At 71.8% G+C, this 25,970-nt stretch carries 20 protein-coding genes; 10 read left to right on the top strand and 10 right to left on the bottom strand.

Annotation, left to right across the window (positions count from 1 at the left end; translation table 11 throughout):
• Positions 1-227 precede the first annotated feature (227 nt).
• From ACIBK8_RS16510 to ACIBK8_RS16535, 6 genes are all read left to right on the top strand, one after another.
• Positions 228-1,427 carry an ROK family protein gene (locus ACIBK8_RS16510; protein WP_399042516.1) on the top strand — a complete coding sequence of 400 codons (1,200 nt, stop codon included), beginning with the start codon at positions 228-230 and terminating at the stop codon, positions 1,425-1,427.
• Positions 1,428-1,567: 140 nt separating this feature from the next.
• Positions 1,568-2,662, top strand: a complete 1,095-nt coding sequence (locus ACIBK8_RS16515; protein ID WP_399042517.1) for a substrate-binding domain-containing protein — start codon at positions 1,568-1,570, stop codon at positions 2,660-2,662.
• A gap of 137 nt (positions 2,663-2,799) precedes the next feature.
• A complete protein-coding gene (locus ACIBK8_RS16520) occupies positions 2,800-3,600 on the top strand; it encodes an ATP-binding cassette domain-containing protein (RefSeq protein WP_399042518.1) in 801 nt (266 codons plus the stop codon).
• A 43-nt stretch (positions 3,601-3,643) separates the two neighbouring features.
• Positions 3,644-4,942 carry a sugar ABC transporter permease gene (locus ACIBK8_RS16525; protein WP_399042519.1) on the top strand — a complete coding sequence of 433 codons (1,299 nt, stop codon included), beginning with the start codon at positions 3,644-3,646 and terminating at the stop codon, positions 4,940-4,942.
• A gap of 264 nt (positions 4,943-5,206) precedes the next feature.
• Positions 5,207-7,213, top strand: a complete 2,007-nt coding sequence (dxs, locus tag ACIBK8_RS16530) for a 1-deoxy-D-xylulose-5-phosphate synthase (RefSeq protein WP_399042520.1) — start codon at positions 5,207-5,209, stop codon at positions 7,211-7,213.
• Positions 7,214-7,409: 196 nt separating this feature from the next.
• On the top strand, positions 7,410-8,936 hold the full coding sequence (locus tag ACIBK8_RS16535) for an amino acid permease (protein WP_399042522.1): 1,527 nt from the start codon (positions 7,410-7,412) through the stop codon (positions 8,934-8,936).
• Between the two features lie 43 nt (positions 8,937-8,979).
• Here the strand turns inward: ACIBK8_RS16535 and ACIBK8_RS16540 are convergent, their stop codons facing one another.
• The 3 genes from ACIBK8_RS16540 to ACIBK8_RS16550 form a co-directional block, all read right to left on the bottom strand.
• On the bottom strand, positions 8,980-9,372 hold the full coding sequence (locus ACIBK8_RS16540) for an NTP pyrophosphohydrolase (RefSeq protein WP_399042523.1): 393 nt from the start codon (positions 9,370-9,372) through the stop codon (positions 8,980-8,982).
• A 117-nt stretch (positions 9,373-9,489) separates the two neighbouring features.
• A complete protein-coding gene (locus ACIBK8_RS16545) occupies positions 9,490-11,619 on the bottom strand; it encodes a 3-hydroxyacyl-CoA dehydrogenase NAD-binding domain-containing protein (protein WP_399042524.1) in 2,130 nt (709 codons plus the stop codon).
• Complete coding sequence (locus tag ACIBK8_RS16550; protein WP_399042525.1) at positions 11,616-12,833, bottom strand: thiolase family protein; 1,218 nt, start codon at positions 12,831-12,833, stop codon at positions 11,616-11,618. Before ACIBK8_RS16550 ends, ACIBK8_RS16545 begins: the two co-directional genes overlap by 4 nt.
• Before the next feature lie 186 nt (positions 12,834-13,019).
• On the opposite strand from ACIBK8_RS16550, the gene ACIBK8_RS16555 reads away from it, so the two are divergent.
• Positions 13,020-13,775 carry a PepSY domain-containing protein gene (locus ACIBK8_RS16555; protein WP_399042526.1) on the top strand — a complete coding sequence of 252 codons (756 nt, stop codon included), beginning with the start codon at positions 13,020-13,022 and terminating at the stop codon, positions 13,773-13,775.
• Between the two features lie 95 nt (positions 13,776-13,870).
• On the opposite strand, the gene ACIBK8_RS16560 is transcribed toward ACIBK8_RS16555, so the two are convergent.
• The 3 genes from ACIBK8_RS16560 to ACIBK8_RS16570 form a co-directional block, all read right to left on the bottom strand.
• Positions 13,871-15,145, bottom strand: coding sequence for a ribonuclease D (locus ACIBK8_RS16560; RefSeq protein WP_399042527.1), 1,275 nt, complete (start codon positions 15,143-15,145; stop codon positions 13,871-13,873).
• A 77-nt stretch (positions 15,146-15,222) separates the two neighbouring features.
• Positions 15,223-15,885, bottom strand: coding sequence for a response regulator transcription factor (locus ACIBK8_RS16565; RefSeq protein WP_030279967.1), 663 nt, complete (start codon positions 15,883-15,885; stop codon positions 15,223-15,225).
• Positions 15,886-16,147: 262 nt separating this feature from the next.
• Positions 16,148-16,804, bottom strand: coding sequence for a DUF3000 domain-containing protein (locus tag ACIBK8_RS16570; protein WP_399042528.1), 657 nt, complete (start codon positions 16,802-16,804; stop codon positions 16,148-16,150).
• 102 nt (positions 16,805-16,906) lie between these two features.
• Between ACIBK8_RS16570 and hemE the strand changes: the two genes are divergently transcribed.
• The gene (gene hemE / locus ACIBK8_RS16575) at positions 16,907-17,974 is read left to right on the top strand and encodes a uroporphyrinogen decarboxylase (protein WP_399042529.1); all 1,068 of its coding nucleotides are present in this window, start codon (positions 16,907-16,909) and stop codon (positions 17,972-17,974) included.
• Between the two features lie 4 nt (positions 17,975-17,978).
• On the opposite strand, the gene ACIBK8_RS16580 is transcribed toward hemE, so the two are convergent.
• Both ACIBK8_RS16580 and ACIBK8_RS16585 read right to left on the bottom strand, forming a co-directional pair.
• Positions 17,979-19,361 carry an FAD-dependent oxidoreductase gene (locus ACIBK8_RS16580; protein ID WP_399042530.1) on the bottom strand — a complete coding sequence of 461 codons (1,383 nt, stop codon included), beginning with the start codon at positions 19,359-19,361 and terminating at the stop codon, positions 17,979-17,981.
• 145 nt (positions 19,362-19,506) lie between these two features.
• Positions 19,507-20,703 carry a thiolase family protein gene (locus ACIBK8_RS16585; RefSeq protein WP_399042531.1) on the bottom strand — a complete coding sequence of 399 codons (1,197 nt, stop codon included), beginning with the start codon at positions 20,701-20,703 and terminating at the stop codon, positions 19,507-19,509.
• Between the two features lie 284 nt (positions 20,704-20,987).
• Between ACIBK8_RS16585 and hemG the strand changes: the two genes are divergently transcribed.
• Together hemG and hemQ are read left to right on the top strand one after the other, a co-directional pair.
• Positions 20,988-22,442 carry a protoporphyrinogen oxidase gene (gene hemG, locus ACIBK8_RS16590; protein WP_399042532.1) on the top strand — a complete coding sequence of 485 codons (1,455 nt, stop codon included), beginning with the start codon at positions 20,988-20,990 and terminating at the stop codon, positions 22,440-22,442.
• An 11-nt stretch (positions 22,443-22,453) separates the two neighbouring features.
• The gene (gene hemQ / locus ACIBK8_RS16595; RefSeq protein ID WP_393687328.1) at positions 22,454-23,191 is read left to right on the top strand and encodes a hydrogen peroxide-dependent heme synthase; all 738 of its coding nucleotides are present in this window, start codon (positions 22,454-22,456) and stop codon (positions 23,189-23,191) included.
• Between the two features lie 66 nt (positions 23,192-23,257).
• Here the strand turns inward: hemQ and ACIBK8_RS16600 are convergent, their stop codons facing one another.
• Both ACIBK8_RS16600 and ACIBK8_RS16605 read right to left on the bottom strand, forming a co-directional pair.
• Complete coding sequence (locus ACIBK8_RS16600; protein WP_399042533.1) at positions 23,258-24,982, bottom strand: alpha/beta hydrolase; 1,725 nt, start codon at positions 24,980-24,982, stop codon at positions 23,258-23,260.
• A gap of 126 nt (positions 24,983-25,108) precedes the next feature.
• On the bottom strand, positions 25,109-25,897 hold the full coding sequence (locus tag ACIBK8_RS16605; RefSeq protein WP_399042534.1) for a TIGR04222 domain-containing membrane protein: 789 nt from the start codon (positions 25,895-25,897) through the stop codon (positions 25,109-25,111).
• Positions 25,898-25,970 lie beyond the last annotated feature (73 nt).

The following is a 25,970-nucleotide window of genomic DNA, read 5'->3' on the forward strand; positions in this document are numbered from 1 at the left end:
GCCGGCACCGCGGGCACGGCCCGCCCGGCCATGGCTCCCGCCGCTCCGGCGGCGGGAGCCATGGCCGTGGCGGCTCGGCCCATGGCCGCTCAAGGACTTGACGGGAGGTGGCCGAGGCGCGTCAGCTTAGATTCACATGTTGGAGACAAGCCGGGACCACGCTGTTGTGGCTCGGCCCGGCGGGCGGTCGTCGTGCCGTCCGTCCCAAGGCGGGAGTGGATGAGTCGATGGAGACTCCGGGGTCGCAGTCCTCGCTGCACCGGGCCAATCTGGAGCGGGTCGTACGCGCGGTGCGTATGGCGGGCTCACTCACGCAGGCGGAGATCGCCCGGAGCACGGGGCTGTCCGCGGCCACCGTCTCCAATATCGTTCGTGAGTTGAAGGACGGCGGGACCGTCGAGGTGACCCCCACTTCCGCGGGCGGACGCAGAGCGCGCAGCGTGTCCCTGTCCGGCGACGCCGGCATCGTCGTCGGCGTCGACTTCGGCCACTCCCACCTGCGGGTCGCCGTCGGGAACCTCGCCCATCAGGTCCTGGCCGAGCAGGCCGAGCCGATCGATGTGGACGCCTCCGCGGCGGAGGGCTTCGACCGGGCGGAACAGCTGGTCAGCAGGCTGGTCGAGGCGACAGGCATCGAGGCGGGCAAGGTCATCGGCGTCGGCCTCGGTGTGCCGGGCCCGATCGACGTGGAGTCGGGCACGCTCGGCTCCACCGCGATCCTGCCCGGCTGGTCGGGCACCAACCCGGCCGACGAGCTGACCGGCCGCCTCGGGGTGCCCGTCTACGTCGACAACGACGCCAATCTCGGCGCGCTGGGCGAGCTGGTGTGGGGCAGCGGCCGGGGCGCCGCCGACCTCGCGTACATCAAGGTGGCCAGCGGCGTCGGCGCGGGTCTGGTGATCAGCGGGCAGATCTACCGCGGGCCGGGCGGTACGGCGGGCGAGATCGGGCACATCACGCTGGACGAGGCGGGCCCCGTCTGCCGCTGCGGCAACCGCGGCTGCCTGGAGACGTTCACCGCGGCCCGCTACGTGCTGCCGCTGCTCCAGCCGAGCCACGGCCCGGATCTCACCATGGCGCGTGTCGTACAGCTGGCCCGCGAGGGCGATCCGGGCTGCCGGCGGGTCATCGCGGATGTAGGACGCCATATCGGCAGTGGTGTGGCGAACCTGTGCAATCTGCTCAATCCGAGCCGGGTGGTGCTCGGCGGGGATCTGGCCGAGGCCGGCGAGCTGGTGCTCGGGCCGATCAGGGAATCCGTGTCGCGGTACGCGATCCCCAGCGCGGCGCGGCAGTTGGGCTTGGTCCCCGGCACGCTCGGCGGCCGGGCCGAGGTGCTCGGCGCGCTCGCGCTGGTGCTCAGCGAGATGGGCGATTCGACCCTCCTCGACGGCGCGCAGGGCGTCGAGAGCGCCGCCATCGCCTGAGGCAGCTGACTTCAGGCACCTAACGCATGGCACCGTTGTCATCTCGTTAAGGATTTACTCCTTGACGGTGCGCTGGCGGCCGAGTTGACTTCCAGCCACCTCGGCCGCAACGACGCGGCCACGTCAGGGAGGCAAGCTCAATGAATGTCTGGACGCGTCGCGCCGTCATAGGTACCGCAGCCGTATCGCTGGCCCTCTCGGTGGCCGCCTGCGGCAAGGCCGGTGACGGCGGCAAGGCCGCAGGCGGGGACGGCAAGACCATCGGCCTGCTGCTGCCGGAGAACAAGACCACTCGTTACGAGACCTTCGACCGGCCCCTCATGGAGGCGAAGATCCATGAGCTGTGCGGCGACTGCAAGGTCAAGTACAACAACGCGGCGCAGGAGACCGAGACCCAGAAGAAGCAGTTCGACGCGCTGATCACCCAGGGCGTCAAGGTGATCATCCTGGACTCGGTCGACTACAAGGCCACCAAGTCGTGGGTCAACCAGGCCGCCAAGAAGGGCGTCAAGGTCGTCGCGTACGACCGGCTGGCCGAGGGCGACATCTCCGCCTACGTCTCCTACGACAACGAGAAGATCGGCCGCCTCCAGGGGCAGGCGCTGGTCAAGGCGCTCGGCAGCGACGCCAAGGACAGCAACGTCGTCATGATCAACGGCTCGCCGACCGACCCCAACGCGCCGCTCTTCAAGAAGGGCGCCCACACCGTCCTCGACAAGCAGGTCAAGAAGATCGCCTACGAGCAGGACATCCCCGACTGGTCGTCGGACGAGGCCAACAAGAAGATGAGCGCGGCCATCGACTCGCTCGGCAAGGACGGCTTCCAGGGCGTCTACGCCGCCAACGACGGCGAGGCGGGCGGCGTCATCACCGCGCTCAAGCAGCAGGGTGTCAAGGTCCCGGTCGGCGGCCAGGACTCCGAACTGGCGGGCCTGCAGCGGGTGCTCAAGGGCGACCAGGCGTTCACGATCTACAAGCAGATCAAGCCGCAGGCCGACGCCACCGCCGAGATCGCGGTCAAGCTGCTCAAGGGCGAGAAGATCGGTTCGCTGGCGCCCACCGAGGTCGACAGCCTCAGCGGCGACGTCAAGGGCATCCCGGCCAAGCTGTTCGACGCGCAGGTCGTGACCAAGGACAACGTCGCGGACACGATCATCAAGGACAAGGTCTACAAGGCGAGCCAGATCTGCACCGCGGACGTGAAGGCGGCCTGCGAGGCGGCCGGCATCAAGTAGCCCGCCGGGCCCGGCCGCCGCATCACCCGCGGCGGCCCCGCCCCGCCGGCCCGCCCGCGCCCCGGGCCCGGCCGTATCTCGCGAAGCCCCGTGCTCCCTGTACCACCATCCCCGCCGGTGTGAAGGCGGCGAAGGAGATGATTCACGTGTCCGCTACGCCTGTGCTGGCGTTGCGCAAGATCTCCAAGCGGTTCGGCGCCGTCCAGGCGCTCACGGACGTCACGCTGGAGATCCACCCCGGTGAGGTGGTCGCCCTGGTCGGCGACAACGGCGCCGGCAAGTCCACCCTGGTCAAGACCATTTCGGGTGTCCACCCGGTCGACGAAGGCACCATCGAGTGGGAGGGCAGGCCGGTCCGTGTCACGAAGCCGCACGACGCCCAGGAGCTGGGCGTCGCCACCGTGTACCAGGACCTCGCACTCTGCGACAACCTCGACGTGGTCGCCAACCTCTACCTCGGCAGCGAGATCCGCACCGCCGGAGTCCTGGACGAGATCGCGATGGAGAAGCGCGCCAAGGAGCTGCTGGACACCCTGTCCATCCGGATCCCCAGCGTCCGGATCCCCGTCGCTTCGCTCTCCGGCGGTCAGCGCCAAGTCGTCGCCATCGCCCGTGCGTTGATCGGCGACCCGAAGGTCGTCATCCTCGACGAGCCGACCGCGGCACTCGGCGTCGAGCAGACCGCCCAGGTACTCGACCTCGTCGAGCGGCTGCGCGAACGGAACCTCGGCACCATCCTCATCAGCCACAACATGGCCGACGTCCAGGCCGTCGCGGACCGCGTCGCGGTCCTCCGACTGGGCCGCAACAACGGCGTCTTCGACGTCGGAAGCACCTCCCACGAAGAGATCATCGCGGCCATCACCGGCGCGTCGGACAACGCCGTCACCCGCCGCAAGGCACGCACGGACCAGGTGAAGAAGGAGGACGTGCGGTGAGTGAGCGAACCGCCAAGAGGCGCACGCGAAGCGAGGCCGGCGCATGAGCGACCTGACCAAGCGGCCGGCCGAGGAGAAGGACCGGACCGCGGAGAGCGCGCCGCAGGCCACGACCGCCGCCGTCGACCCCCGCCTGCTCGTCCGCGAGCAGGGCTTCGCCGGCTACGTGAGCGACTTCAGACGCCGGATACGCGGCGGCGAGCTGGGCTCCCTCCCGGTCGTCATCGGCCTGATCGTCATCGCCGTCGTCTTCCAGTTCAAGAACAGCAGCTTCCTCTCCGCCGACAGCCTCGCCAACATCGGTGTCTACACCTCCGGCCTCGGCATCATGGCCGTCGGCATCGTCTTCGTCCTGCTGCTCGGCGAGATCGATCTCTCCGTCGGCTCGGTGGCCGGCGTCGGCGCGGCCGTCTGGGCCGTGCTGAGCGTCACCCACGGCGTCAACGACGTGCTCGCCGTCCTCATCGCCGTCGCCGCAGGCGCCGTCATCGGCACGCTCCACGGCTTCTTCTTCGCCAAGATCGGCGTCCCGGCGTTCGTCGTCACCCTCGCCGGCTTCCTCGGCTGGAGCGGCCTGCAGATCTGGATGATGGGCAAGGAAGGCTCCATCAACACGCCCAGCGGCAGCATCGTCGAGAACCTCACCGGCTACTACTTCGAGGACAAGGCCGCCGCCTACGGGCTCGCCCTGGTCGCCGTACTCGCCTACGCGGGCTCGCTCCTCCTGGACGCCAAGCGCCGCAAGGCGGCGGCCCTGCCGTCCCGGCCGCTGAGCGAGATCCTGCTGCGCACCGCCGTGGTCGCGGTACTCGCCTTCGCCGTCGCCTTCGTCCTCAACGAGCCGGCCGGCGCCCGCGGCCTCCCGCTGGCCCTGGTCCTCTTTCTCGCCGTGCTGGTCATCGCCGACTTCGTGGTGCGCCGTACGACCTACGGGCGGCAGATCTTCGCGGTCGGCGGCAACGCGGAGGCGGCCCGCAGGGCGGGCATCAACGTCAACAAGATCCGCATCACGGTGTTCGCCATCTCCGGCATGCTGGCCGCCTTCGGCGGACTGTTCATCGCCAGCCTCTCCGGCGGCGCCACGAAGAACCTCGGCTCCGGCAACACCCTGATGAACGTCATCGCCGCCGCGGTCATCGGCGGCACCAGCCTCTTCGGCGGTCGCGGCAAGATCTGGTCCGCGCTGCTCGGCATGCTCGTCATCCAGTCGATCCAGCAGGGCCTGAACCTGCTCGGCATGGCCAGCGAGATCCAGTACATGATCACCGGCGCGGTGCTGCTCGCCGCCGTCGTCATCGACTCGGTGTCGCGGCGGACGCAGAAGACCGCGGGGCGCACGTAATGCGCGGGTAGACGTTATGCGCGGGTAGACGTTCGTCCGTCGCCGCGCATCCGGCGCACGTAGAGCGCGGGTGGTCGTCCCCGTCCCGGCCCCCACCAGGCACGTTCCGGTGGGGGCCGGTCCGCGTGCGGGGGGCGGCCGGATCCGGCCGATCACCCGAGTGACATACATCGCAAGGCCCGGGGACCGCCGTAGCCGACGGAACATTAGACTCGGCTGATCGGCAACCTCGACCAGTTCGAAGCTCGACAGCAAGGAGGCACAGTGCAGAAGGTGCCGCGCGAAGCGCGCCAGGCCGGGTCGGTCGCTGGAGACGGGCGGGAGTTGCTGACCCGTATCGAAGGGCCACGCGACCTGGACCGGCTCACCCCGGAACAGCTCGTACAGCTCGCGGGTGAGGTCCGCGGCTTCCTCGTCGACGCGGTCTCCAAGACCGGTGGACATCTCGGGCCGAACCTGGGTGTGGTCGAGCTGACCATCGCCCTGCACCGCGTCTTCGATTCCCCGAAGGACCGGGTCCTCTTCGACACCGGCCACCAGTCCTACGTCCACAAGCTGCTCACCGGGCGCCAGGACTTCGCGGGACTGCGTACCAAGGGCGGTCTGTCCGGCTATCCCTCGCGGGCCGAGTCCGAGCACGACGTCATCGAGAACAGCCATGCGTCGACGGTGCTTGGCTGGGCCGACGGCCTGGCCAAGGCGAACCAGGTGCGCGGCAAGGACGACCACGTCGTCGCGGTGATCGGTGACGGCGCGCTGACCGGCGGTATGGCCTGGGAGGCGCTGAACAACATCGCCGTGGCCAAGGACCGCCCGCTCGTCATCGTCGTCAACGACAACGAGCGCTCCTACGCGCCCACCATCGGCGGCCTCGCCGACCACCTCGCCACCCTGCGCACCACCGACGGCTACGAGCGCTTCCTGGCCCGCGGCAAGGACCTGCTGGAGCGCACCCCGGTGCTCGGCAAGCCGCTCTACGAGACGCTGCACGGCGCCAAGAAGGGCCTGAAGGACTTCATCGCGCCGCAGGGCATGTTCGAGGACCTCGGCCTGAAGTACGTCGGCCCGATCGACGGCCACGACCTGGAGGCCCTGGAGTCCGCCCTCCAGCGCGCCAAGCGCTTCGGCGGCCCCGTCATCGTGCACTGCCTCACGGAGAAGGGCCGCGGCTACAAGCCCGCCGAGCAGGACGAGGCGGACCGTTTCCACGGCATCGGCGTCATCCACCCCGACACCGGCCTCCCGGTCGCCGCGTCCGGCGCCGACTGGACCTCCGTCTTCGGCGAGGAAATGGTCAAGCTCGGCCACGAGCGCGGGGACATCGTGGCGATCACCGCCGCGATGCTCCAGCCGGTCGGCCTCCAGAAGTTCGCCAAGGCGTTCCCCGACCGGGTCTACGACGTCGGCATCGCCGAGCAGCACGGCGCGGTCTCCGCCGCCGGTCTGGCCACCGGCGGGCTGCACCCCGTCTTCGCGCTGTACGCGACGTTCCTCAACCGCGCCTTCGACCAGGTCCTGATGGACGTCGCCCTGCACAAGTGCGGGGTCACCTTCGTCCTGGACCGCTCCGGTGTCACCGGCACCGACGGCGCCTCGCACAACGGCATGTGGGACATGTCGCTCCTCCAGGTCGTCCCCGGTCTGCGGATCGCCGCGCCGCGCGACGCCGACCAGGTCCGCGCCCAGCTGCGCGAAGCCGTCGAGGTGGACGACGCCCCGACCGTCGTGCGGTACTCCAAGGGCGCGGTCGGCCCGGCCGTCGATGCGGTCGGACGGGTCGGCGGCATGGACGTGCTGCGCGAGCCCGCCGCCTCGGTCAAGCGCCCCGACGTCCTGCTGGTGTCGGTGGGCGCGCTGGCCCCCATGTGCCTGGAGATCGCCGGTCTCCTCGACAAGCAGGGCATCTCGACGACCGTGGTCGACCCGCGCTGGGTCAAGCCGGTCGACGCCGCGCTGCCCGGCCTCGCCGCCAAGCACCGCGTCGTCGTCACCGTCGAGGACAACATCCGTACCGGCGGCGTCGGCTCGGCCGTCGCGCAGGCACTGCGGGACGCCGGGGTGGACATCCCGCTGCGTGACTTCGGCATCCCCGAGCGCTTCCTCGACCACGCCTCGCGCAAGGAGGTCATGGCCGAGATCGGGCTCACCGCGCCGGACATCGCCCGCCAGGTCACCGGCCTCGTCGCCAGGATCGACGGCCGTTACGAGGACGCCGGCACGGCGGAGGAGACCGCGGGCGCCCCGCGCCCGGCCGAGGTCTCCGGCGACTGACCTCATAGCCGCAGCCCATGGGCCGGCCGGACACCCGTTCGGGTGCTTCGGTCGGCCCACCGGCATGTCCGCCGACGCATTCCATCGGGTGAATCCCCGCTGCCCGGAGGCCCGCCGCCCCTGACGGCCGCTCAGCATTTCGGAGACTCGGTCAGTTCAGGAGAGTGTCGACGGTCGTCCAGGCGGAGGTTCGCCCATGAGCAGACAGCAGGGCACAGGCAACGACGCACGCCGCGACCGCGGCATGTTCCGCACGAAAACGGTCGAACAGTCCATTCAGGACACCGAAGAGCCGGAACACGCGCTCAAGAAATCCCTGTCGGCGCTCGATCTGACCGTCTTCGGCGTCGGTGTCGTCATCGGCACCGGCATCTTCGTTCTCACCGGCAAGATCGCCAAGGAACAGGCGGGCCCCGCCGTCGCCGTGTCCTTCGTCCTGGCCGGCGTGGTCTGCGCGCTGGCGGCCCTGTGCTACGCGGAGTTCGCCTCCACGGTGCCGGTCGCCGGCTCCGCCTACACCTTCTCCTATGCCTCGCTCGGCGAGCTGCCCGCCTGGATCATCGGCTGGGATCTCATCCTCGAACTGGCGCTGGGCTGCGCGGTGGTCGCCGTCGGCTGGTCGGGCTACCTGCGGTCGCTGCTCGACACCGCGGGCTGGCACCTGCCCGCCGGGCTCTCCGGCACCCACGAAGACGCCTTCGGATTCGACCTGCTCGCCTGCGTCCTCGTCCTGGTCCTGACCGCCGTCCTCGTCCTCGGCATGAAGCTCTCCTCGCGGGTGACCTCGGTGATCGTCGGCATCAAGGTGACCATCGTGCTGCTCGTCGTCATCGCCGGCTCCTTCCTCGTCAGCGGCGCCAACTACCGGCCGTTCCTGCCGCCCAGCCGGCCCACCGAGGGCGCCGGAGGCTACGCAGCCCCGCTCTCCCAGCTGCTCTTCGGCTTCACCCCGTCCGACTTCGGCGTGATGGGCGTCTTCGCCGCGGCTGCCGTCGTCTTCTTCGCCTTCATCGGTTTCGACATCGTCGCCACCGCCGCCGAGGAGACCCGCAGTCCGCAGCGCGACGTGCCGCGCGGCATCCTCGGCTCGCTCGCCATCTGCACCGTCCTCTACGTCGCGGTTTCCATCGTCGTCACCGGCATGCAGAAGTACAGCCAACTGTCGACCGACGCCCCCCTCGCCGACGCCTTCAAATCCGTCGGCCACCCCTTCTACGCCGGTGTCATCAGCTTCGGCGCCGCCGTCGGCCTCACCTCGGTCTGCATGATCCTGCTGCTCGGCCAGAGCCGGGTGTTCTTCGCGATGAGCCGCGACGGACTGCTGCCGCAGTTCTTCTCCCGCGTGCACCCGCGCTTCGGCACGCCCTACCGGTCGACCGTCCTGCTGGGCGTCGTCGTCGCCGTCGTCGCCGGATTCACCTCGATCGACGAACTCGCCGAACTGGTCAACATCGGCACGCTGTTCGCCTTCGTCGTGGTCGCCATCGGCGTCGTCCTGCTCCGCCGCTCCCGCCCGGACCTGCCGCGGGCCTTCCGCACCCCGCTCGTCCCGCTGGTCCCCACCCTGTCCGTGCTCGCCTCGCTGTGGCTGATGCTCAACCTGCCCGCCGAGACCTGGCTGCGATTCGCCGTGTGGATGGCGATCGGCTTCGTCGTCTACTTCGTGTACGGGCGCGGACACAGCCGGCTGGGCCTGCGCAACAAGGCCACCGGCAAGGGGTGAACGCCGCCGTCGCGGCCCGCAGCGGTGGCACCACGGGACGTCCCTACGCGCTCCCGCCCCGTGCGCCGCGGACCGCGCGGGGGCCCGCCACCCGGGCGCCCAGCGCCTCGACGCGGGCCCGCAGCTCCCGGTCCGCGGTCACCACCAGACAGTCCCGCCCCGCACCCTCATCGGCCACCAGCTCCACCATCCGGTCGTCCCCGCTGCCCGCCGCGGACTCCACCCGCACCCCGTCGACCGACACCACCGCCCGCGCCGCGCCCTCCACCACCAGCACGATCTCCAAGGGCGGCTCGACGAAACCCGGCACCCCGCCCGACGCGTAGCCGGCCAGCGCGTCCCGCAGCCGCTCCGCCGCGCCACGCCGGTCCCGCCACCAGCCGTCCGGTACCGAACCGACGACATTCGCGGCATCGACGATCACCAAGGAATCCATGGCCCCAGCGTGCCACGGGGGAGGGGAGAGGAAGCCCCGCCCGCAGGAACACCCCACACGCACCGCGGACCGGCTCCGAAGAGCCGGTCCGCGCGCTGTACCTCAGGAGCCGCTCGCCTACGCGGGCACGCTCGCCACACCCGGAGCCAGGAACTTCTTGCCCGTCACCCGCTCGGAGACACCCTCGCGGTCCAGGTACGGCGTGATGCCGCCCAGGTGGAAGGGCCAGCCGGCGCCGGTGATCAGGCACAGGTCGATGTCCTGCGCCTCGGCGACGACACCCTCGTCCAGCATCAGGCCGATCTCCTGCGCGACGGCGTCCAGGACGCGGTCACGCACCTGCTCCTCGGTCAGGACGGCGTCGCCCTGCTCCAGGAGCGCGACGACCTCCGGGTCCAGCTCCGGCTTGCCGGAGTCGTACACGTAGAAGCCGCGCTTGCCGGCCTTGACCACGGCGGCGAGGTTCGGCGAGACCTTGAAGCGGTCGGGGAAGGCGCCGTTCAGCGTCTCCGAGACGTGCAGACCGATCGCCGGGCCGACCAGCTCCAGCAGCACCAGCGGCGACATCGGCAGACCGAGCGGCTCGACGGCCTTCTCGGCGACGGCGATCGGGGTGCCCTCGTCGATGACGTTCTGGATCTCGCCCATGAAGCGGGTCAGGATGCGGTTGACGACGAACGCCGGGGCGTCCTTCACCAACACGGCGGTCTTCTTCAGCGACTTGGCGACGGAGAAGGCGGTGGCCAGCGACGCGTCGTCGGTCCGCTCCGCCCGCACGATCTCCAGGAGCGGCAGGATCGCGACCGGGTTGAAGAAGTGGAAGCCCACGACCCGCTCGGGGTTCTTCAGCTTCGACGCCATCTCGGTGACCGACAGCGATGAGGTGTTGGTGGCGAGGATGGCGTGCTCCGGCACGACCGCCTCGACCTCGGCGAACACCTTCTGCTTGACACCCATCTCCTCGAAGACGGCCTCGATGACGAAGTCCGCGTCACCGAACGCCGCCGCCTTGTCGAGGTCACCGGAGACCAGGCCCTTGAGGCGGTTCGCCTTGTCCTGGTTGACCCGGCCCTTGAGCAGCAGCTTGTCGATCTCGCCGTGGACGTAATCGACGCCCTTGTCGACCCGGGCCTGGTCGATGTCGGTGAGGACGACCGGCACCTCCAGGCGACGGGCGAAGAGCAGCGCCAGCTGCGAGGCCATCAGACCGGCGCCGACCACACCCACCTTGGTGACCGGGCGGGCCAGCTTCTTGTCCGGCGCACCGGCCGGACGCTTGGCGCGCTTCTGCACGAGGTTGAACGCGTAGATGCCGGACCGGAGTTCGCCACCCATGATCAGGTCGGCGAGAGCCTGGTCCTCGGCGTCGAAGCCCTGCTGGCGGTCGCCGTTCTTGGCGGCGGCGATGATCTCCAGCGCACGGTAGGCGGCGGGGGCCGCGCCGTGCACCTTGCCGTCGGCGATGGCCTTGCCGCGCGCCACGGCCTCGTCCCAGGCCGCACCGCGGTCGATCTCGGCCCGTACGACCTCGGTGTCGCCCTTCAGCACCGAAGCGGTCCAGATCAGCGACTGCTCCAGGAAGTCCGCGCCCTCGAAGAGCGCGTCCGCGATCCCGAGTTCGAAGACCTGCTCGCCCTTGAGCTGCTTGTTCTGGTTGAGCGAGTTCTCGATGACGACGGAGACCGCGCGGTCCGCACCGATGAGGTTCGGCAGCAGCACACAGCCGCCCCACCCGGGGACGAGACCGAGGAAGACCTCGGGCAGCGAGAACGCCGGCAGCGCCTTGGAGACGGTGCGGTAGGTGCAGTGCAGCCCGACCTCGACGCCACCGCCCATCGCCGCGCCGTTGTAGTACGCGAAGGTCGGCACGGCCAGGCCCGAAAGACGCTTGAAGACCTCGTGGCCGCCCTTGCCGATGGCCAGCGCGTCCTCGTGCCGCTTCAGCAGCTCGACGCCCTTGAGGTCGGCGCCGACCGCGAAGATGAACGGCTTGCCGGTGACGCCGGCACCGACGATGTCGCCGGCCGCGGCCTCCTTCTCCACCTGGTCGACGGCGGTGTTGAGGTTCGCCAGCGACTGGGGCCCGAAGGTGGTCGGCTTGGTGTGGTCCAGGCCGTTGTCCAGCGTGATGAGCGCGAACTTCCCCGCGCCCAGGGGCAGATCGATGTGGCGCACGTGCGCCGCAGTCACGACCTCGTCGGGGAACAGCTCTGCCGCACCCTTCAACAGCTCAGCGGTAGTACTCACTTGTTCCCCTCGAAGTGCGGGTTCTCCCAGATGACCGTTCCGCCCATGCCGAAGCCCACGCACATGGTGGTGATGCCGTAGCGGACCTGCGGCTGCTCCTCGAACTGCCGGGCCAGCTGCGTCATCAGGCGCACGCCGGACGAGGCGAGCGGGTGGCCGAACGCGATGGCGCCGCCGTACTGGTTGACGCGCGGGTCGTCGTCCGCGATGCCGTAGTGGTCCAGCAGCGAGAGCACCTGCACCGCGAAGGCTTCGTTGATCTCGAACAGGCCGATGTCATCGATCGTCAGACCGGCCTTGGCCAGCGCCTTTTCGGTCGCCGGGACCGGGCCGATGCCCATGACCTCGGGCTCCACACCGGCGAACGCGAAGTCCACCAGGCGCATCTTGACCGGCAGTTCCAGCTCGCGCGCCACGTCCTCGGCGGCGATCAGCGAGGCGGTCGCGCCGTCGTTGAGCCCGGCGGCGTTGCCCGCGGTCACCCGGCCGTGCGGACGGAACGGGGTCTTGAGCCCGGCGAGGTTCTCCAGGGTCGTACCCGGACGCATCGGCTCGTCGGCGGTGGCCAGGCCCCAACCGGTCTCCCCGGCCTCCGCGTTGGTACGCCGCACGGAGATCGGCACCAGGTCGGCCTGGATCTGCCCGTTGGCGTACGCCTTCGCGGCCTTCTCCTGGCTGCGCACCGCGTACTCGTCGGCGCGCTGCTTGGTCAGGTGCGGCAGCCGGTCGTGCAGGTTCTCCGCCGTCATGCCCATGAACAGGGCGGACTGGTCGACCAGCTTCTCCGACACGAAGCGCGGGTTGGGGTCGACACCCTCACCCATGGGGTGGCGGCCCATGTGCTCGACGCCGCCGGCCACCGCGATGTCGTACGCGCCGAAGGAGACGCCGCCCGCGATGCTCGTCACGGCGGTCATCGCGCCGGCGCACATGCGGTCGATCGAGAAGCCGGGCACGGACTGCGGCAGGCCCGCCAGGATGCCGGCCGTACGGCCCAGGGTCAGGCCCTGGTCGCCGATCTGGGTGGTCGCCGCGAGAGCGACCTCGTCGATCCTGGCCGGATCGAGATCCGGGTTGCGGCGCAGCAGCTCCCGGATGCACTTGACGACCATGTCGTCGGCGCGGGTCTCGTGATAAATGCCCTTCGGGCCCGCCTTGCCGAACGGGGTGCGGACGCCGTCGACGAAGACGACGTCCCTAGCGGTACGAGGCACGTTGGCTCTCCTCCAGGTGCGGGATGGCACTGCTGCGGGGCGCCCCGGGGGACGCGTCACACCCCTCATGCTACTTACGGGTAACCAAGCTGCACAGCCCCCTCGCCCGGAGCGGTGAACGTCACACCCGGCGGATGCCGTCCGGGTGGAGGTGTGATCCGCCCCCGGCCCGCTTAAAGTGCCCATATGGACACGAAGAGCAAGAGCGTGGTCACACGCAGTATGCATTCGACGGGGCCCCGTGCGATCGGCCTGGTGTGTGCCGTCGCCGCCGCGGGCGCGCTGCTCGCGGGCTGCGGAAGCGGGACGGACAAGGGCGCGGGCAACGTGAAGAGCGGTCCCGGCAGCCCGGCGGCGGCTTCCGGGGCGGCTTCCGGGGCGGCCGATCCGGCAGCCGCCACACCGAGCGGTTCGCCCAGCGGTTCACCGAGCGGATCGCCGGGCGGTTCGTTCACCGAGGACCAGGCCCAGCGCAAGGCCCTGATCCCGAAGGCCAAGGTCGGCTACGACAAGGCGCTGGACACCGCGCTCGCCGCCGTACCGAAGTCCAAGGCGGTGGCCGTCGAACTCGACGGCAACGACGGCGGCCGGCCCACCTGGGACACGGAGGTGGCCACCGCCGACGGGACCGTCCACACCGTCCGCGTCGACGCGGCCTCCGGGAAGGCGGACAAGCCGAGCGTCAAGAAGGACCAGGACAAGGACGACAAGACCCAGCTGGCCGATCAACTGCGCAAGGCCACCGTCACGGTGCAGCAGGCCGCGCAGACGGCGACCGGCAAGACCAAGGGCACCGTCAGCTCCGTCGAGCTGGACGACACGGACAACGGCACGCCCAAGTGGTCGGTGGACGTCGTGACGACGTCCGACTGGAACAAGACGACCTTCGACGTCGACGCCACGAACCGCAAGATCCTGCGCGAGCACGTCGACAAGGACTGAGCACGTCGACAAGGACTCACGTCGGCAAGGGCTGAGGACGCCCCACGCACGCACCCCGGCGCCCCGTGAGGGGACCGCCGGGGTGCTGTCGCGTGTCAGCCGCTGTTCGCCTCCAGCGCCGCCGTGAGGACCGGCGCGACCTGCTCGATCTGCCAGGCGCGGGCGCCGTGGCCCGCGAGGACGGCGGCGACCGCCTCCTCGGTGGGCTCGGCGGGCGGCTCCCAGCACAGCCGGCGCACCGTGTCGGGCGTGATGAGGTTCTCCTGAGGGAGATTCAGCGAATCGGCCAGCGCGGTCACGGCGGTACGGGCCGCCGAGAGCCGGGCCGCGGCCACCGGGTCCTTGTCGGCCCAGGAGCGGGGCGGCGGCGGGCCGTTGAGCGGCGCTCCCGGCTGCGGCAGTTCGCTGTCGGGCAGTGCCCTGGCGCGGTCGACGGCGGCCTGCCACTGCTCCAGCTGACGGCGGCCCATGCGGTGCCCGAAGCCGGGCAGCGCGGCCAGCGCGTGCGTGTTCGGCGGCAGATTGAGCGCCGCCTCCACGATCGCGCCGTCGCCGAGCACCTTGCCCGGCGACACGTCGCGCTTCTGGGCGACCTGGTCGCGCGCTGTCCACAGTTCCCGTACGACGGCCATCTGGCGGCGTCTGCGCACCTTGTGCATGCCGGAGGTGCGGCGCCAGGGGTCCTTGCGGGGCGGCGCGGGCGGCGCCGCGGCGATGGCCGCGAACTCCTGCCTGGCCCACTCCAGCTTCCCCTGTTCCGCCAGCTCATCCTCCAGGGCGTCCCGCAGGTCCACCAGCAGCTCGACATCGAGCGCGGCGTAGCGGAGCCAGGGGTCGGGCAGCGGGCGGGTGGACCAGTCGACGGCCGAGTGCCCCTTCTCCAGCGCGTATCCGAGGACGTTCTCGACCATCGCGCCCAGGCCGACCCGGGCGAAACCGGCCAGCCGTCCGGCCAGCTCGGTGTCGAACAGCCGGGCCGGGACCATCCCTATGTCGCGCAGACAGGGCAGGTCCTGGGTGGCGGCGTGCAGGACCCATTCGGCGTCGGCGATGGCCTCGCCCAGGGCCGAGAGGTCGGGACAGCCGACCGGGTCGATCAGTACGCTGCCGGCGCCTTCGCGGCGCAGTTGGACGAGGTAGGCGCGCTGGCCGTAGCGGTAGCCGGAGGCGCGTTCGGCGTCCACGGCCACGGGGCCGCGGCCGGCCGCGAAGGCGGCGACGACCTCGGCGAGCGCTTCGTCGGTCTCGGTCACCGGAGGGATGCCCTCGCGGGGCTCCAACAGGGGTTCCGGCGCCGGTCGGGAATCCGGAGGCGAGTCTCCGGCTGCTCGCAGTGTCGTGTCTGCTGCGGTCTTTTGGGCGTCGGTCACCAGTCAAGGGTATCTGTGTATGCGCATCGCCCGTCGAGGGAACGTTCCCTCGACGGGCGATGCGGTCGTGTGACGGGTCAGTGGATGATGCCGGTGCGCAGGGCGACGGCCACCATTCCCGCCCGGTCGCCGGTGCCGAGCTTGCGGGCGATGCGGGCGAGGTGGCTCTTGACGGTCAGCGCGGACAGGCCCATCGAGACGCCGATGGCCTTGTTGGACTGGCCCTCCGCCACCAGCCGCAGCACCTCGACCTCGCGGCCCGACAGTTCGCGGTAGCCGCCGGGGTGCCCCGGGGCACCAGGTGGACGGCGCTGCATGCGGGCGGCATGGGCGCCGATGGGCGCGGCGCCGGGACGCCCCGGCAGTCCGAGGTTGGTGCGGGTGCCGGTGACGACGTAGCCCTTGACGCCGCCGGCGAGTGCGTTGCGTACCGCGCCGATGTCGTCGGCAGCCGACAGCGCCAGGCCGTTGGGCCAGCCGGCGGCCCGGGTCTCGGACAGCAGGGTCAGGCCGGAGCCGTCGGGAAGATGGACGTCGGCAACGCAGATGTCGCGCGGGTTACCGACGCGGGGACGGGCCTCCGCGATGGACGACGCCTCGATCACGTCACGCACGCCGAGCGCCCACAGATGGCGGGTGACGGTGGAGCGGACGCGAGGGTCGGCCACGACGACCATGGCCGTCGGCTTGTTCGGGCGGTAGGCGACCAGGCTCGAAGGTTGCTCGAGGAGAACAGACACCGGGCCTCCTGGGGGAGTGGCGAGGGGGGAAGAAATCCGGCTACAGAGGGGCGAGCCGGAATGTTCCGTGATGGAAGGGTCACTGACCTCTTCGGCAGCAATACGGCGGGACTTTAGACTTTGATCACGATTTAGTTGGGTGCAATTCGGGCAAATCGGATGCGTGATCGATCATACGTGAGCACCGACATGATCAGAGGCGTACGCATGACGAAAGGGCGTCGCACCGGTTCGGTGCGACGCCCTCGTGGTCCGTCGGTACTCAGCGCGGCTGCGGGCCGCGGCGCTGCGGCAGCGGGACCACCCCGCCGCGCGGCGCCGCGTCCAGCGGGACCGGCGGCAGCCCGGCGACCTGGCACAGCAGGTCGCACCACGCCGCCAGGTGCGCCGCCAGATCCGGCACACCGCCGGGCCCCTCCGCCGGCGTCCAGGAGGCGCGGATCTCGATCTGGGTGGCGGGTTCACGTGCCGCGAGCCCGCCGAAGTAGTGCGAACCGGCCCGCGTCACCGTGCCGCTGGGCTCGCCGTACCGCACCGCGCGGGCGTCGAGCGCACCCGTCAGCCACGACCAGGAGACCTCGGGCAGCAGCGGATCGGTGCCCATCTCCGGCTCCAGTTCGGCGCGCGCCAGGGTCACCACCCGGAAGGCGCCGGCCCATGCCTCCTGGCCTGCCGGGTTGTACAGCAGCACCAGTCTGCCGTCCGCCAGGTCGGTGTCCTCCCCGTCGGCACCCGAGCCCCGTTCGACGACCGCAGCCTCCAGCGCGTACGCGAACGGGGCGAGCCGTTTCGGTGCGGGTGTCGGGTCGATCTCGATCTCGGGCCGCAGTCGTGCCGCGCGGAGCGACTCGACCGCCTGACGGAAGGGGATCGGGGTCTCGTCCGCGCTGTCCGCGAGGTGTTCGTGAGCCGCAGCCATGCCCGGAAGGTTAGGCGGAACCGGGCCCGCATATGGGGAGGACACCCGGTGCGCGCGTCGCCCATTCGGAGGTGTCGTTCCCTGCATGCGAAGATTTGGGGCGTGAGCGCCAACCACAGCCCCGCGGGCCAGCAGCAGACCGGTACGTACGACTCGGCTTTCCTCAAGGCGTGCAGGCGCGAGGCGGTGCCGCACACGCCCGTGTGGTTCATGCGCCAGGCCGGGCGCTCGCTGCCCGAGTACCGCAAGCTCCGCGAGGGCACCGCGATGCTCGACTCCTGCATGCGGCCCGATCTCGTCACCGAGATCACCCTCCAGCCGGTCCGCCGCCACGGCGTCGACGCCGCCATCTACTTCAGCGACATCGTCGTCCCGCTCAAGGCCATCGGCATCGACCTCGACATCAAGCCCGGCGTCGGACCGGTCGTCGAGAAGCCGATCCGCAGCCGCGCCGACCTGGAGCGGCTGCGTCCGCTGGAGCCCGACGACGTCGCGTACGTCACCGAGGCCGTCCGGGCGCTCGTCGGCGAACTGGGCGCCACGCCGCTCATCGGCTTCGCCGGTGCGCCGTTCACGCTCGCCAGCTACCTCGTCGAGGGCGGTCCTTCCCGCAACCACGAGCACACCAAGGCGCTCATGTACGGCGACCCGCAGCTGTGGGCCGACCTGCTCGACCGCCTCGCCGTCATCACCTCCGCCTTTCTCACCGTGCAGATCGAGGCCGGGGCGAGCGCCGTCCAGCTCTTCGACTCCTGGGTCGGCGCGCTGTCCCCCGCCGACTACCGCCGCTCGGTCATGCCCGCGTCCGCCAAGGTCTTCGACGCGGTCGCGCACCACGGCGTGCCGCGCATCCACTTCGGCGTCGGCACCGGCGAACTCCTCGGCCTGATGGGCGAGGCGGGCGCGGACGTCGTCGGCGTCGACTGGCGGGTGCCGATGGACGAGGCGGCCCGCCGGGTCGGTCCCGGCAAGGCGCTCCAGGGCAACATCGACCCGGCCGTGCTGTTCGCGCCGCGCGAGGCGGTCGAGGCCAAGGCCCGCGAGGTCCTGGACGCGGCGGCGGGCCTGGAGGGGCACATCTTCAACCTCGGACACGGCGTGCTGCCCGCCACCGACCCGGAGGCGCTGACCCGCCTCGTCGAGTACGTCCACACGCAGACCGCGCGCTGACCCGTCAGGCCCCGGCGGCCCGTACCGCCGCCGTGGCCTTCCGGGCCGCCACCAGCACCGGATCCCAGACCGGCGAGAACGGCGGCGCGTAGCCGAGGTCGAGTGCGGTCATCTGCTCCACCGTCATCCCGGCGGTCAGCGCGACGGCCGCGATGTCCACCCGCTTGCCCGCCCCCTCGTGGCCGACGATCTGCACGCCGAGCAGCCGCCCCGTGCGGCGCTCGGCGAGCATCTTCACGTGCATCGGGCGGGCGCCCGGGTAGTAGCCGGCCTTGTCGGTCGACTCGATCGTCGCGGTGACGAACTGGAGCCCGGCCGCCTGCGCCTGGCGCTCCAGCAGGCCGGTGCGGGCGATCTCCAGATCGCAGACCTTGCTGACGGCGGTGCCCACGACACCGGGGAAGGTGGCATAGCCGCCGCCCACGTTGGCGCCGATGATCTGGCCGTGCTTGTTGGCGTGGGTGCCGAGCGCGATGTGGCGGGTGCGGCCCGACACCAGGTCCCAGACCTCGACGCAGTCGCCGCCCGCCCAGATGTGCTCCTGGCCGCGTACCCGCATCGACAGGTCGGTGAGCAGCCCGCCGGAGTCGCCGAGCGGCAGTCCCGCCGCGGCGGCCAGCGATGTCTCGGGCCGTACGCCCATGCCCAGCACGACCACGTCCGCCGGGTACTCGGCGTCCTCGGTGGCCACCGCGCGGGCCCGCCCCGCCGCGTCCGTCAGCACCTCGGTGACGTGCGCGCCGCGCACCGTCTCGATGCCCATCGCGCACATCGCCGAGTGCACCAGCGCGCCCATGTCGGGGTCGAGCGTGGACATCGGCTGCTCGCCGCGGTCCAGGACCGTCACCTCGTATCCGCGGCGGATCAGCGCCTCGGCCATCTCGACGCCGATGTAGCCGGCGCCGACGACCACGGCGCGCCGGCCGGTGGCGGAGGTGAGCGTGTCCAGCAGCGCCCGGCCGTCGTCCAGGGTCTGGACGCCGTGCACGCCCCGCGCGTCGATGCCGGGCAGGGCGGGGCGCAGCGGTCTGGCGCCGGTGGCGAGCACCAGTTTGTCGAAGCCGGTCCAGGACTCGCCGCCGCCGTCCAGCGTGCGGCTGCGCACCCGGCCGCGGTCCAGGTCGAGTTCGGTGACCTCGGTGCGCATCCGCAGGTCGATGGCGCGGGCCCGGTGCTCCTCCGGTGTACGGGCGATCAGGCCGGCCGGTCCTTCGACCGCGCCGCCCACCCAGTACGGGATGCCGCAGGCCGAGTACGAGGTGAAATGGCCGCGCTCGAAGGCGGTGATGGCCAGTTCGCCGGGATCCCGCAGGCGCCTGGCCTGCGAGGCGGCTGCCATTCCGGCCGCGTCACCGCCGACCACCACCAGTCGCTCCGCAGCCGCCATGTCCTGTGCCCTTTCGCCGGGTTCGCCTGTTCCGCGGTGTCCGCCGACCGTCCGGGACGGGCCCAGGCGCCGGGTGGGGACCGCACCGCCAGGCTACGGTGCGCGGCCGGCCGGCGCGGAGCGCGCGCCGGTACGACTGCCGCCCCTACCGTTCCAGTACCAGCGCCAGCCCCTGCCCCACGCCGATGCACAGCGCCGCCAGGCCCGTTCCCGAGCCCAGCGCGGCGAGTTGGTGGGCGACCGAGCCGGCCAGCCGGGCACCGGACGCGCCCAGCGGGTGGCCGATCGCGAGGGCGCCGCCGCGCGGATTGACCACCGAAGGGTCCAGCTCGGGCCACTGCCCGATGCAGCCCAGCGCCTGCGCCGCGAACGCCTCGTTCAGCTCGAACGCCGCCACCTCGCCGAAGCCACGCCCCGACCGGTCGAGCGCCCGCCGCACCGCCTCCACCGGGCCGAGCCCGAACAGCTGCGGCTCCACACCCGTCACCGCGCTCGCCCGGATCCGGGCCAGCGGCTCCCGGCCGGTGGCCCGCAGGCCCTCCTCGTCGGCCAGCAGCAGGGCGGCGGCGCCGTCGCTGAGGGGCGAGGAGTTCCCCGCGGTGACCGTGCCGCCCGCCGTGCGGAACACCGGCTTCAGCTTGGACAGCGACTCCAGTGAGGAGCCCTCGCGGATCGACTCGTCCCGGGCGAGCGCCACCTCGGGCAGCGCCACCACCTCCGCGTCGTAGGCGCCGTCCCGCCAGGCGCGCACCGCCTTCTGGTGGCTGGCCAGCGCGAACACGTCCTGCTGTTCGCGGGTGATGCCGTGCAGGTCGGCGATCAGTTCGGCGCCCTCGCCGAGCGAGACCGTCCACTCGGGCCGCATCCGCGGATTGACCATCCGCCAGCCCAGGGTCGTGGAGGACAGCTCCTGATGGCCCGCGGGGTAGGCGCTCTCGGGCTTGCGCAGGACGTACGGTGCGCGGCTCATCGACTCGACGCCGCCCGCCACCGCGAGGTGCGCGTCGCCGAGCGCGAGGGCACGGGCCATCTGGACGACCGCCTCCAGGCCCGAGCCGCACAGCCGGTTGACGGTCACGCCCGGCACCGTGACCGGCAGCCCGGCCAGCAGCACGGCCATCCGCGCGACATTGCGGTTGTCCTCGCCCGCGCCGTTCGCGTCGCCGAAACAGACGTCGTCGATCCGCGCCGGATCCAGCGCGGGGGTGCGGTCCACCAGCGCCCTGAGCACCTTCGCGGCGAGGTCGTCGGGCCGGAGCCCGGCCAGCGCCCCGCCGTACTTGCCGACGGGGGTCCGCACGGCATCGACGATGTAGACATCCCGTACGCGGTGGTCGGTCATCAGGCGGCGTCCTCGCTGTCCGCGCGCGGTGTGCGCGCTCCCGGCCCGGCGTGGGCGGACGGCACGAAGATCGCCGCCGCCCGCACCGAGTCTTTGCCCGGTGCAGCCCGGTGTCAACGGGGCCGTCGGCCACCTTCCGGGGGCCGGGCGCCCCGGGCGGAAGGGCGCCAAGTGGCGTGCGGGGACTGCCCGTTGCACGGTGCTACGGCGCCACGGGAACGCTGGTGGCGGGCTCCGGAGCGGCCCCGGCGGGGGCGCCGTAAGGACTCTGAGAGAGTGGGGGCATGAGCGCAGCGCACACCAGGACGGGCCGGGCGGCCGGCGGCACCGGTCACGTCATCGTCATCGGAGGCGGCATCTCCGGACTCGCCGCGGCGCACCGCCTGCTCGAAGGCGGCGCCAAGGTCACCGTCCTGGAGGCGTCCGGCCGGCTCGGCGGCAAGCTGCGCGCCGGGGAGATCGCCGGCGTCCCGGTCGACCTGGGGGCCGAATCGATGCTGGCCAGGCGGCCGGAAGCGGTGGCGCTCGCCCGCGCGGTGGGGCTCGGCGACCGGCTCCAGCCGCCCACCACCGCGTCGGCATCGCTGTGGACCCGCGGCGCGCTCCGCCCGATGCCCAAGGGGCACGTCATGGGCGTCCCCGGTGACCTCGGCCCGCTGGCGGCCTCCGGGGTGCTCTCCCCGGAAGGGCTCGACCGCATCGGCCGGGACGCGACGCTGGAGCGCACCGAAGCGGGCGAGGACGTCGCGGTCGGCGCGTACGTCGCCGCCAGGCTCGGCCGCGAGGTCGTCGACCGGCTGGTGGAACCGCTGCTCGGCGGGGTCTACGCCGGTGACGCCTACCGCATCTCGATGCGCGCCGCGGTACCCCAGCTCTTCGACGCCGCCCGCTCCCAGCGGTCCCTGCTCGACGGTGTCCGCGCGCTCCAGGCCCGCACCGCCGCCGCGGCGCAGCAAGGCGGCCCGGTCTTCATGGGCATCGACGGCGGCATCGGGACGCTGCCGGGCGCCGTCGCCGACGCGGTCCGCGCGTCCGGCGGGGAGATCCTGCTCCACACCCGCGTCCAGGACCTGTGGTGGCGGGGCGAGCGCGGCTGGGAGGTGCGGGTCGGCGACCGTGCCCTGGTGGCCGACGCGGTCGTCATGGCCGCGCCCGCGGGCGAAGCCGCGCGTCTCGTCGGGCAGGACTGCCCGGCCGCTGCCACCGAACTGGCCGCCGTCGACTACGCGTCGATGGCCCTGATCACCATGGCCTTCCGCCGCGCCGACCTGGACCGGGTGCCCGCGGGCAGCGGCTTCCTCGTCCCGCCGGTCGACGGCCACCGCATCAAGGCGTCGACGTTCGCGAGCCACAAGTGGGGCTGGATCGCGGACGCCGACCCCGAACTCTTCGTGCTGCGCACCTCCGTCGGACGGTTCGGTGACGACGCCGACCTCAAGCGCGAGGACGCCGAGCTGGTGGACCTCTCGCTCGGCGACCTCGGCGAGGCGGTGGGGCTCGCCGCACGGCCGGTGGCGTCCACCGTCACCCGCTGGGACGGTGGCCTGCCGCAGTACGCCGTCGGCCATGTGGAGCGGGTCGCACGGATCCGGGCGGCGGTCGGCGCGCTGCCAGGGCCCCTGCGGGTGTGCGGCGCGGTCTACGACGGCGTGGGCATCCCGGCCTGTGTCGGCTCGGCTCACAGGGCCGCCGACGAGGTACTCGGCACCCTGGCGCCGGGTTCATCCGGTGACGAGTGAGAATGGTCGGTATGACTGACGCTTCCGCCCCCGAACAGACCAGCCCGGAGAAGGCCCCGAACGCCGGCAAGAAGGCGAAGGACCTCAACGAGACCATCCGCTACACCCTGTGGTCGGTCTTCCGGCTGCGCGAGATCCTCCCCGAGGACCGCAGCGGCTTCGCCGACGAGGTGGAGGAGCTGTTCGAGCAGCTCGCCGCCAAGGACGTCGTGGTGCGCGGCACCTACGACGTGTCCGGCCTGCGCGCCGACGCCGACGTCATGATCTGGTGGCACTCGGAGAGCTCCGACGCGCTCCAGGAGGCGTTCAACCTCTTCCGCCGCACCCGGCTCGGCCGCGCCCTCGACCCGGTGTGGTCGAACATGGCGCTGCACCGCCCCGCCGAGTTCAACAAGTCGCACATCCCGGCGTTCCTCGCCGACGAGAAGGCCCGCGACTACGTGAGCGTCTACCCGTTCGTGCGCTCCTACGACTGGTACCTGCTCCCCGACGAGGACCGCCGCAAGATGCTCGCCGACCACGGCAAGATGGCGCGCGGCTTCCCGGACGTCCGCGCCAACACCGTGCCGTCGTTCTCGCTCGGCGACTACGAGTGGATCCTCGCCTTCGAGGCCGACGAGCTGTACCGCATCGTCGACCTGATGCGTCACCTGCGCGGCTCCGAGGCGCGCCGCCACGTCCGCGAGGAGGTCCCGTTCTACACGGGCCGCCGCAAGCCGGTCGCCGAGCTGGTCGCCGGCCTGGCCTGACCCGGACAGCACTGCGGGCCGCCCGGGGAAGGGCGGCCCGCAGCCGCGTCCGGAGCGCCGGTCCCCTTACGGGTGGACCGCCACGTGCGGCTTCAGCGACCGCAGGGACCTCTCGGACTGCGCGTCGGGACGCGGCTCGGCCCGCGGGCCGCAGTAGACCCGGTGCGCGGGCATCTTCCCGTCCAGCAGGTACGCCTCGGTGTACTTGTTCACGCAGGCGTTGTCGCCGAGCGCGATGCCGTGCGTGCCGGACCCCTGCTCGGTGACCAACGAGGAGCCGGACAGCCTGCGTTGCAGCTCCAGCGCGCCCGGATACGGCGTCGCCCCGTCCCGCTCGGCCGCCAGCAGCAGCACCGGCGGCAGCGCGCCGGGCGCCGTACGGATGTCGACCGGGCCGTGCCGGCGGTGCAGCGCGCCGTCCGCCTCGGTGGCCGCCACCTGGCGCGCGGCCTCGGCGATGTCGTCCCCGCCCGGTGCCGGGGTGCCCTTGGACGGGCCGTCCGCCGCCTTGCCGACCGCCGCCGTCAGGCCGTCGGCCGCCGAGTCCGCCGGTCGGGGCCAGAACGCGCACGGCAGGTTCATCCAGGCGTTGTCCCAGGTCGCGAACGGTGCCACCCGCGCGACGTCGGTGTTGTCCCGGTCCCAGGTGCGCAGGTCGCGCGGCCAGGCGGCGTCGTTGCACTCGACGGCGGTGTACACGGCGTTGCTGTTCTCCGCGTCGGCCGCGTCCTCCCGGTGCGCTGCCGCCTGGGTGGTCAGCGGCTTCGGGTTGCCCCGCACGTACTCGGCGAGCGCCTTGGCGCGCAGCGGCCAATAGGCGTCGTTGTAGCCGACGTTGAGGAACGACGCCTGCAACTGTGCGGGCCCGACCTTGCCGCCCGCCGGATGCTTGCGGACCTGCTGGAGCACCGTGTCGTAGGCGCGCTGGACGGCCTGCGCCGAGGTGCCGAGGCGGTAGACGTCGTGATGCTTGGCGACCCAGCGGCGCCAGTCGTTCCAGCGGCCCTCGAAGGAGACGTTCTGGTCGAGGTTGTTGCGGTACCAGATCTGCCGGGGGTCGGGGTCGACGATGCTGTCGAAGATCATCCGGCGGACGTGGCCGGGGAAGAGGGTGGCGTAGACGGCCCCGAAGTAGGTGCCGTACGACGCGCCCATGAACGTCAGCTTCCGCTCGCCGAGGCCGGCCCGCAGCATGTCCAGGTCGCGGGCGTTGTTCACGGAGTTGTAGAAGGGCAGGTCGGCACCGGCACGCCGGGCGCAGCCCTGCGCGTACGCCTTGGCCTGCGCGGTCTTGTGCCGTTTGAACGCCTCGGTGGGATGCACCTGGCTGTCCGACGGCGCCTTCGCGAACTTCTCCGGGTCCTGGCAGGACAGGGGCGCCGACCGACCGACGCCGCGTGGCGCGTAGCCGACGAAGTCGTAGGCGCGGGCGGTCCTGCGCCACTCGGGCAGCGACCCGTAGAGCGGGAATTCCATGCTGGAGCCGCCGGGCCCGCCGGGGTTGAAGATCAGCGCGCCCTGCCGTTCCTTGGGCGCGGTGGCGCGGATCCGGCTGACCGTGAGCTTGATCTTCTTGCCCTCGGGGCGCGCGTAGTCGAGGGGGACGGTGAGGGTGCCGCATTCGACGGTCGACGGCAGATGTTCCACGGGCGCGCAGCGGCCGAAGGAGATGGGGTGCACAACGGGCGCGGGCGGTGCGGCCGATGCCCCCGTGGCGCCGTCCGCGGGTGCGGTGGCGAGGGCGCTCAAAACCAGTGACCCGATGGTCCCGTACAACGCGAGTGCTCTCACGAGCCGTCCCTTCGTATGGGGTGTGGCACGGCGCGACCCTCCTCGTTCGGCCGCACTGCGTGCATACAAAAGGGATAGTTCGGGTGGGGGTTGCCGAAGTAAAGCACCGGGCACCGGTGTCGGGCGCTATGCCCCGGAAGAGTGGAGCGCGGCCCGCAGCGTGGGGTCGGCGAGGGTGCGGGGGCCGTGCAGGGCGAGCGCGGTGAGGGGGTCGTGGCCCTCCGCGCGGTGCCCGCCGCCGTCGGGTGTGACGCGCGCGGCGGCCCGGCGCAGCAGGTGTTCGCCCGCGGTGGTCGCCCAGCGCACGGAGGGGCGGGCCTCGACGCGTGCCATCGCCCAGGTGCCCGTCGTCAGGACCAGGGGCAGCGCGAACCACGCGAGCAGCAGGCCGGTGCCGAGGCCCTGCGGGCCCGACCACACGGCAGCGGCGGCGGCCAGCAGGATCAGCAGGGTGGCGGCACGGACCTGGCGGATCGCGGCGTCGACCCCGCTGCGGCCGGTCGCCGACGGGGTGAGGCCCGTGGCGACCAGACCGTCCGCCAGGGAGCGGAGCGTCGCGGTCCTGGCGAGCCCCTCGCGCACCGCCGGTATCCGGTGCTGCCCGCCGGGACCGATGGCGGCGAGCACGGCGCACTCGACGGCGTCCCGGCCGACCGGGTCGACGACGGTGGCCCAGCCGGTGTGGGCGAGCAGCAGCCGGCGCTGCCTGGCCATCGACACCAGCGTGACATCGGCGACCCGGTCGGGACCGCCGGCCAGGAACGCCGTCTCGTACAGGGTCGCCCCGTCCGGCTCGCGGGGACCGGGCGGGTGTGACGCGGCGTCACCGGGCAGGGGGACGGACGCCGCACGGCACACCCGGACGCAGGAGATGACGGCGGCGGCCACGGCGACCGCGAGGAAGAGGAGCCACATGGCGGTGGTTCTACGGGAACGGCGCCCGTGCCGCCACGCTATTTCTCAGTATGCGGAAACCCTCCCGACGGGC

Origin of the sequence: Streptomyces sp. NPDC050161 (genome assembly GCF_044460025.1) — a bacterium.
Classification (GTDB): domain Bacteria; phylum Actinomycetota; class Actinomycetes; order Streptomycetales; family Streptomycetaceae; genus Streptomyces.